The 8,617-nt window shown below is 61.6% G+C and carries 8 protein-coding genes; all 8 read right to left on the bottom strand.

Going from position 1 to position 8,617, the window contains the following annotated elements:
- Positions 1–369: 369 nt before the first annotated feature.
- The 8 genes from LB565_RS09305 to LB565_RS09270 all read right to left on the bottom strand — a co-directional run bounded on the left by LB565_RS09305 (position 370) and on the right by LB565_RS09270 (position 8,486).
- The gene (locus LB565_RS09305) at positions 370–1,269 is read right to left on the bottom strand and encodes a LysR substrate-binding domain-containing protein (protein ID WP_224583100.1); all 900 of its coding nucleotides are present in this window, start codon (positions 1,267–1,269) and stop codon (positions 370–372) included.
- Between the two features lie 66 nt (positions 1,270–1,335).
- Complete coding sequence (gene argH / locus LB565_RS09300) at positions 1,336–2,766, bottom strand: argininosuccinate lyase (protein ID WP_224583098.1); 1,431 nt, start codon at positions 2,764–2,766, stop codon at positions 1,336–1,338.
- Positions 2,732–4,096 (bottom strand): MmgE/PrpD family protein, encoded by a 1,365-nt coding sequence (locus LB565_RS09295; RefSeq protein WP_224583096.1) that lies wholly within the window; start codon positions 4,094–4,096, stop codon positions 2,732–2,734. Before LB565_RS09295 ends, argH begins: the two co-directional genes overlap by 35 nt.
- Positions 4,089–4,931 (bottom strand): polysaccharide deacetylase family protein, encoded by an 843-nt coding sequence (locus LB565_RS09290; RefSeq protein WP_224583122.1) that lies wholly within the window; start codon positions 4,929–4,931, stop codon positions 4,089–4,091. Before LB565_RS09290 ends, LB565_RS09295 begins: the two co-directional genes overlap by 8 nt.
- Positions 4,932–4,978: 47 nt before the next feature.
- A complete protein-coding gene (locus tag LB565_RS09285; protein ID WP_224583094.1) occupies positions 4,979–5,758 on the bottom strand; it encodes a polysaccharide deacetylase family protein in 780 nt (259 codons plus the stop codon).
- A gap of 238 nt (positions 5,759–5,996) precedes the next feature.
- On the bottom strand, positions 5,997–6,824 hold the full coding sequence (locus LB565_RS09280) for an ABC transporter substrate-binding protein (protein ID WP_224583092.1): 828 nt from the start codon (positions 6,822–6,824) through the stop codon (positions 5,997–5,999).
- Positions 6,825–6,849: 25 nt separating this feature from the next.
- Positions 6,850–7,611, bottom strand: coding sequence for an amino acid ABC transporter ATP-binding protein (locus LB565_RS09275; protein ID WP_224583090.1), 762 nt, complete (start codon positions 7,609–7,611; stop codon positions 6,850–6,852).
- The gene (locus LB565_RS09270; RefSeq protein ID WP_224583087.1) at positions 7,611–8,486 is read right to left on the bottom strand and encodes an amino acid ABC transporter permease; all 876 of its coding nucleotides are present in this window, start codon (positions 8,484–8,486) and stop codon (positions 7,611–7,613) included. Before LB565_RS09270 ends, LB565_RS09275 begins: the two co-directional genes overlap by 1 nt.
- Positions 8,487–8,617 lie beyond the last annotated feature (131 nt).

The following is an 8,617-nucleotide window of genomic DNA, read 5'->3' as shown; positions in this document are numbered from 1 at the left end:
CAGGTGACTTTGAACAATCACCAGCCTGCCATGACCGCCCTCTCTCAGCGAATTTGCAGAACTCTCAGCACACTACCAACGTTTCTGGCTCAATCCGCTCCAGCAAATGGCGGGACTAAACATTTAGGGAGCAGGAGGAGAATAGTATTTAATGCGAGCGGCTTCTTTCCCACAAAGGGATCGAAGGGCGGCGCATGTATGGACCATGGCGGAATGAGCGCGGCTGGTTTGGGCCGGAAGCGGATTGGCAGCTTCCAAGCTTCACAGCAAGAAGTATGAGCGACGTTCAAATTCCATGATCGGAAACGTGGCCAAGAGCCGTTGGATCTCGCATAATTGATGGCTGACGGCCCAATCTCGCAACGGCATTTACGCTGGACGGCCCTTCACCAGCCAATCGAGCAGATCGGATACGAGCGCTATGGCGTCCCCCCTTGCAGGACAGATGGCGTAGTAGCCATAGCCGCTTTCGATGACGCGCGAAAAGGGTGTGACGAGCGCGCCGCTTTCCAGATCCCCCCGCGCTAAATGCAAATCTCCCATGGTCACGCCGTAGCCGCTTGCCGCGGCTGTCATCGCAAAATCCTGCGTGTCGAATATCTGGTTGCGCGCCGCTGTCAGGTCATAAGCGCCTTCGGCCTGCAGCCAGAGCGTCCAGTCGCTCTGCCGCGCGTTGGAGTGCAATAGCACGCAGTCGGCCAGACTTTCGATCCGTGCCGGGTCGCCAAGAAAGCCCACAAATGAAGGCGAGCACATCGGGGTCAGCTTCTCCGGCAGGAGCAATTCGACATGCATGCCGGGCCAATGGCCGTTGCCGTAAAGGACCAGCAGATCGATGTCCCCAGGCCCGAAGTTCGGCCGCGCGAACCAGGCGGTGTCGATCGTAATGTTCAAGTTGGGGTGCCGGCTGTGAAGATCTGTCAGCCGCGGGAGAAGCCAGCGCCGCGCAAAAGTGAGCGGCATGCGAACCGTCAAGGATCGACCCTTTGTCCTCGTCGCCTCGAAGGAGTTGCGAAGCGAGATCAGCAGTCCATTGATGATCGGAACGATCGCGTCTCCCTGCTCGCTCAGAACCACCTTGCGCGTATGACGCTGGAAGAGACTGCAGCCGAAATAATGTTCCAACTGCTGTATTTGACGGCTGATCGCGCTTTGGCTGAGATTGAGTTCGGCCGCAGCCTGAGTGAAGCTTCCGGTCTCCGCGACAACCGAAAACGTCTGCAGGGTCTGCAGCGGCGGCAGCCGGTTCTGCTGGAGGGCCGGTTTCAAAAACGTTCTCCGCGGGGTTCCCGCCATTAAGCAGGTGCCGCCGCGGAGGTAAACAGCGTTTCGATATCAGTCGAGCAAGGCGCGCAGCTCGGCCGCGGCTCGGCGAACCTGTTCCGGCGCCGTTCCGCCGCGGTGGTTGCGGCTGGCAACTGAGCCCTCCGCCGTCAACACCTCCGCCACATCGCTGGATATGACAGAGGCGAAGGCCTGCATGGAGGCGAGCGGCATCTCGGAAAGCCTGCCGTAACCCTGGTCCCGCGCCGCGCCGACGATCGCGGCCACCGCGTGGTGCGCATCGCGGAAAGGAAGGCCGGCGCGCACGAGGTAGTCAGCGAGGTCGGTTGCGGTCGAATAGCCCTGCTCGGCGGCGGCCAGCATGTTATACGTCTTGACCTTGATCGTCGGCAGCATCTGGGCGGTGACAGCTGCCGCGCCTCGCACGTTTTCCAGCGTGTCGGTCATCGGCGGCTTGGACTCCTGCTGGTCTTTGTTGAAGGCCAGCGGTTGAGCCTTCATCAGCGCCGCCGATGTCGTCAGATTGCCGATCACGCGCGCGGCCTTGCCGCGCAGCAGTTCAGCGAGGTCCGGATTGCGTTTCTGTGGCATGATCGAGGATCCGGTGCAGAATTGATCACCCACTTCGATGAAATCGACCATCGGCGTACACCAGAGGATGATTTCTTCTGCAAAACGCGACAGGTGGCCCATGATGATTGAACCTGCCGCACAGATATCGACAACAAAGTCGCGATCGGAGACTGCATCGAGCGAATTGCGGAAGGCCCTAGAAAAGCCAAGCTCCCGCGCACTGAAATCGGGATCGATAGGGTAGCTCGTTCCAGCAAGCGCCGCCGCGCCGAGCGGAGAGACGTTGAGGCGCTCCCGCGCCTGGCCGACGCGCTCGAGATAGCGCAGGAACATCTCCGCATAGGCCAACATGTGATGGCCGAAGGTGACGGGCTGCGCGACCTGAAGGTGGGTAAAGCCCGGCATTATCGTATCCGCATGTCTCTCTGCGAGTTCGACGAAGGCGAGGATCAGCGCCTTGATCTCGAGCCAGAGCGCGTCGAGCTCATCCCGGGCGTAGAGACGGATGTCGGTAGCGACCTGATCATTGCGCGACCGCGCGGTGTGTAGCTTCTTGCCGGCGTCGCCGATCAGCGCCGTCAAGCGGCTCTCCACGTTCATGTGGACGTCCTCGAGCTCCTTCTTCCACTGGAAGGCGCCCGAGCGGATCTCCTCGGCGATTGCATCGAGGCCCGCCTGGATGGCTTCGTGATCCTGAGGGTGGAGCAGGCCGACACGGGCAAGCATCCGGGCGTGAACCTTGGAGCCCGCGATGTCATGAATGGCGATGCGCTTGTCCTGGTCGAGGCATTCATGAAAATCACGAAAGTCGAGGGAGACGGCCTCCTTGAAGAGTGGCGACCATGTTGCGTTCGAGGCTGCAGTCATTGTCATCTCACGGTTTGAGCAGATCGATAAGCGGGCGGACATCGGCTGCGGTGTCGATGCCAAGGATCAGGTCGCGGAGGGTCTCCACACGGGAATGCGGCAGGACGGCGCGCGCGAGATCGGCGTATTTGGCGATGATGCGCTCGTCGCTCAGCGGGTTGAGCGGGCCGCCGAGCGGATGTTCGACGGTAGCGGCCAATGTCGTGCCGTCATGGGTGCGGATTTCCACGGACGGCTCGTCCTCGTCACGCATTGTGTCGTTGATCCGAACGGTCAGCATGTCCAGCCATCTGCGGATTGCAGGGCTGCGCCAGGCGTTTTCCTCGAGTTCGGCCAGGGAGACTTTGCCGAACTGAAGGCGCGCCGCGACTGCATAGGGCAGACTCATCTGCGCTTGCGCTCGCGAGGTCACCGTCTTGTGCCCGCACATGCCGTACTGGAAACCACTCATGTCGACGGTGACCGACGCGACGCCCGAACTCTTCAAGCCGATGTCCGAAAGCAGAAGATCGATGGCGTCGATGGCCGAATGCGTGCCTCGGCAGGTCGCGTGCGGCTTGATCGAGCAGCGGTTGAGCCGCCAGTTCTGGCCAAAGTCGCGGCAAAGCTCCTCCGGCGTCGCCCGTTCCTCGCCGAAGGTCTGAAAGAAGCCGCCCCATGCCTTGTCGTCGAAAGCTGAAAGCGGTCCCTGGAAACCGGCCCGCGCCAGCCGCGCCGCCATGTAGCCGCCCTCCGCCGCACGACCTGCGTGAAGTTTCTTGGCCGGCCCGCCGTCGTGGATGAAGGCCCATGTACCGCCGGAATAAGAGAGCGCAGAACCTAGCGCCGATGCGGTACCCTCCCGGTCGAGGCCCATCAGCGTCGCAACTGCTGCCGCTGCTCCGAAAGTTCCACAGGTGCCTGTGGAATGCCAGCCGTTGCCATTGTGAACTTCATAGCCGCCGGAGGCCTCCAGGACGCGGCGTCCCACTTCATATCCGAGCAACACGGACTTGAGGAATAGGCGACCGTCCACGGTCGCTGCGGTGCTCTCGAGTGCCGCCATGACGGCCGGCAGAACGACGGCGCCGGAATGATCGCAGCCGCCGGAGTCGTCGAGCTCGAAAGCGTGCGCCGAAACGCCGTTGATGAAGGCGGCGGTGCGGGCGTCTGTCTTCAGCGGCAGCGCCCAAACGCTCGCCTCCCCCTTGGTCCCCTTCAGCCCCAGGGCGTTGATCACGAGCTTCGTCTCGACAGATGTCGCGCCCGCTATCGCAGCGCCCAGCGTATCCAAAATGTGAAGTTTGGCCTTTCGGATCGTGGCTTCGGGAAAATCGGGGAAGTCAGTTGCCGCGATGTTGGCGGCGAGTGCGGTGAGGACTGTCTCAGCCATCGGCGCGCCGCTCCCTCCGGTAGGCCTCGAAGACCCGGATGGGGTGGCCGTCCTGGATTGCGGGGCCGAACGCTCGCTGGCGCTCGGCGATTTCGGCGCCGGTCGCCACCCACACGTCCTCGAAGCCCAGGATGTGTCGCAGCAGATCCTCTACCAGCGAAATGCGTCCGGGCGTCCCGCTCCATTCCGGCCGAAGCTGGATGACGTAGCAGAGACCGAAGCGCCGATAGGCGTCGAACTCGGCGATCCAGTTGTGCAGGACTCCCTCGTAGTCGGGTATCCGGCTCTGGCCTTTCGGAAAGGCGGGCGTGAAGTTGAACTGGAAATAGGGCCGGTCCTCAAGCTCGACGTGAACCGGGATTTCGACGAGGCCGGACGGATGCGTGTAGGGAATGTCGTCGCCGTTGAGGCTTGCCGACCAACGGTAGCCAGCTTCCAGCAGCAACTGATCGAACCCTACAGGCCAATTGCCCTGCGGCAGGTGGAAACCGCTCGTTTCCCGCTCTGCCAAAATGCTCAGCATTTCCCTGGACCGGCGGAGGTTGTCGAGCGAATGGGCAGAAGTGAGTGTGTCGTACCGATCGAAGGACAGGCTGGCGCTTGCGATCTCATGGCCTGCGCTGGCGATCGCGCGTACATGATCGCCGCGGCGATCTGCCGTCTCGGCGGTGAGGAACCAGCTTGTCTTGATGCCGAAGGTTGCGAATGTCCGGCACAGGCGATCGACGCCGCGCGTCGCGCCATATTGCCAGACTGAAAGACTCTTCGATCTGCTGGCAAGGTCGGGGGCCGCGGCAATCGCATCCGCGCCGTCGTCGAACTGCACCGCCACCATCACGGCGCAGCTCTTGTCCCGAGGCCAGATCGTCGGCTGTGGCGCGCTCATGCCGCCCGCCCCTGGTCGTCGGTTTGAGAATGGCGTTCGATCCACCATCGAGCGATATCGCCAAGGCGCGCCCTCCAGACGGTGTCGCCCTTGTCCGCGATCGCCTTGAACAGGCCCTCGAGGATCGAGAGCCGTCCAGGCTTGGCGCACACTTTTGGATGCAGGATCGTTGTCCAGCAGAGCCCTTCGCGATGGTAACCTTCAAACTCGGCGCGCCAGTTGCGCTCCACAGAGCGATAGTCCGAGATACGATCAAGCCCGATCGGGAAGTCCGGCGCCTCGGTGTAAGCAAGCGCGGTGTAGTCGTCGATGTCCCAGCGCGCAGGAATCTCGACGAGCCCGAGACCCGTCCCTGCCGGATGGAAGTAGGGGCGGTCATCGCCGCGCATGGAACTCGAATAGACAACGCCGAAATCACTGAGAAGCGCGGCCGTCTCCTGGCTCCAGTCGCCGGATGGCGTCCTGAAGCCGATAGGCGTCGCGCCAAGCCGCTCGCGAAAGATCGCGCGCGAATGCTCCATGACCTCCAATTGCTCAGCCACGCCGAGATCGATGAAGACTTCGTGGCGATGGCCGTGATAACCGACCTCATGGCCCTCGGCAACGATGCGCTCGCATCGTTCGGTCCATTGCTCCACCACCCAGGTTGGAATGAAGAAGGTGGCCTTGAAATCGAAGGCTGCCAGCAGATCGAGCAGCCTCGGAAGAGCGCGCCAGGGCCCGTAGGCGCCTTGCGTGAAGTAGCGCGGATTGGAGAGCAGGGAGCCGTCGAGCATGGCGTCTCCCGTCGGACCGTCGAGGTCGAAGGCGAGAGCGGCGGCGGATTTTCTTCCGGCTGGCCAGAGCGACGCAGTGGAAAGTGCAGGTTGCGACATAGGTATGGTCAATCTGTTTCAGGATTCCCCGCGCCCGGCGGAACCGGGCGCGGATGTTCAAAGACAAAAAGCTCTCCATGCCGGCCGCTGCGACCGGTCGAACAAAAGCGAGCTTTTGGAAAAGCCTGGGCGCGCCGGCTTATTTCACACCGTTGATGACGGCCCTCGGCACGGCGTTGTGCACCAGCCCCCACTTCTTGAGCAGGGCGTCGTACGAACCGTCCTTGATCAGTTCGTCGAACGCGCCAGCCACCGCATCGCGAAGGCCGGTATTGTCCTTCTTGAAGCCCATGCCGAATGTGTCGTTGCTGAGCAGCGGTTCGCCGACGAGCCGGTAGGTGTCGGGCTCGAGGCGGATCTGGTAGGCAATGGTTTCGACGCCCTGTACGACGGCGTCATAGCGGCCCTGTTTCATGCCGAGACGGGCAGCGTTGGAATCGGCGGTTCCTTCGAACTTGATTGCCGGCTTGCCCTTGGCCACGCAGTTGGCGTCGCTCCAACTGCTGACGTTCTCGCCGAAGGAAGTCGAGCGGCTGCCAGCGACGGTCTTGCCGCAGAAGTCGGTCGTCTGTTTGTACTGTGTGGCGTTGGTCTGCATCGTGAAGAGGATGGGGCCGCTCGTCACATAATCGACGAAATCCATGCTGGCCTGACGCTTCACGTTGTCGCTCATGCCAGAGATGATCATGTCGCCGCGCCCGGTCTGAAGGCCGCTCTGCAGCTCCTGGAATGCCGAGGTGACGAACAGCACATTGAGCTTGAGCTTCTTGCCGATGGCGTTGATCAGGTCGACATCGAAGCCATCGAGTGTGCCCTGGTCCGGATTGACGAACTCCATCGGCGGATAGATCGGATTCGTCAGGACGCGCAGTTCACCATCGTTGATGAGGTTGAGCTTGGTTTCGGCCGATGCCGCACCGGCCGAGACCAGGGCAATTGCCGAGACGGCAATGCGCAGGAATTTCATGGCATTCTCCTCTTGAGGTTGTTTTTCAAAGCACCGCAGAGATGAAGTTCTTCACTCTGGGATTTCGCGGGTTCTCGAGAATCTCGGCTGGCGTTCCGCTGTCGACGATGCGGCCTGCGTCCATGAACAGGACCCGGTCGGCCACCTCGCGGCAGAAGCCGAGCTCATGCGTGACGACGATCATGGTGGTTCCGGAGGCCGCAAGCTCCTTCATCACGCCAAGCACCTCGCCGACCAGCTCCGGATCGAGCGCGGAGGTGGGCTCGTCAAAGAGCATCGCCTTGGGCTTCATCGCGAGCGCGCGGGCGATCGCCACGCGCTGCTGCTGACCGCCCGACAATTCTCCGGGATAGGCCTGCGCCTTTTGGGCAAGTCCCACGCGCTTGAGCAAAGTCCTGGCCTCCCCGATGCAATCGTTCCTGGGACGTTTCTGCACGCCCACCGGCCCTTCGACGATGTTTTGCAGCACGGTCTTGTGAGGGAAGAGATGGAAACGCTGGAACACCATGCCGACTGCCTGGCGCTGGCGGGCGATCTCGCGCTCGCTCAGCGGATAGAGCATGCGCCCGTCGCGGTGGTAGCCGATGATTTCGCCGTCGACGGCGACACAACCGGCGTCGATCCTTTCAAGCTGGTTGATGCAGCGCAGGAAGGTGCTCTTGCCCGAGCCTGACGGGCCGATGATGCAGACCACCTCACCCTTGGCGATTGCAAAGTCGATGTCCTGCAAGACGTGGAAAGAGCCGAAATACTTCTGCAGGCCGACAGCCGTGATGAGAGCGTCCATCACGCTGCCTCCTCGGTGAGGGTCTGGCGGGCCGGCTGGCCCGGGCCGTGGCCGCCCCAGCCCTTCGAGAAATAGCGCTCGACGAAGATCTGGCCGATGGAAAGCACGGTGACGACGACCATGTACCAGATCGACGCGACGATCAGCAGTTCGATGACGCGGGAGTTGACGTAATAGACGTCCTCGACACTTCTCAGCAGTTCGGAATACTGGATGACGCTGGCCAGCGAAGTGAGCTTGACCATGCCGATAGTTTCGTTGCCGATCGGCGGAACGATTACGCGCATGGCCTGCGGCAGGACGATCGTCAGCATAGCGCGCAACGGCGTCATGCCGATCGAAAGGCCCGCTTCAGTCTGCCCCTTGTCGATGGACAGGATGCCGGCGCGCACCACTTCCGCGGTATAGGCGCCTTGCTGGATGCCCAGTCCGAGGAAGGCGGCGACGAAGGGCGTCATCACATCCACGGTTCTGAATGAGAACAGCCCCGGGATGCCCATCGTGGGGAAAATCAGCGCGAGATTGAACCACAGCAGCAATTGAAGAAGCGCCGGCGTGCCGCGAAAGAGCCAGACGTAACCGATCGAGACGTTCCGCAGCACAGGATTGTCCGACATGCGCATGACTGCGGCGATGACGCCAAGGACGATGCCCAGCACCATTGCGCAAAAAGTCATGATAATCGAGTTGACGACGCCCCTGAGAACGCTCGGTGAAAAGAGATTGGCGCCGACATAGCTCCAGGCGATGTCGCCGACCCAGAAAGCCCTGATGAGGAGCGCAAGCAGGACAATGACGACAAGACCCAGGATTTTCGTCCAGGTTTTGCGTCGCGGCACAATGACAAAAGGTGTCGATGAGGCGCGTTCGCGCATGATTTCATTCCCCGAGGGCTCAACGGCCCCGTTCTTAAGTGAAGCGTAGCCTTGCCAGCGCGGTTGCTACAAACGAGATATGGACATGCGATTTATGATTGATTTGCATAAATCCTTGCGCCCTAAATAGC

The organism is Mesorhizobium sp. CA14, assembly GCF_020165195.1.
Classification (GTDB): Bacteria; Pseudomonadota; Alphaproteobacteria; order Rhizobiales; family Rhizobiaceae; genus Mesorhizobium.
The sequence above is the reverse complement of the archived record's forward strand: the minus strand, read 5'-3'. Positions and strand labels throughout refer to the sequence as shown.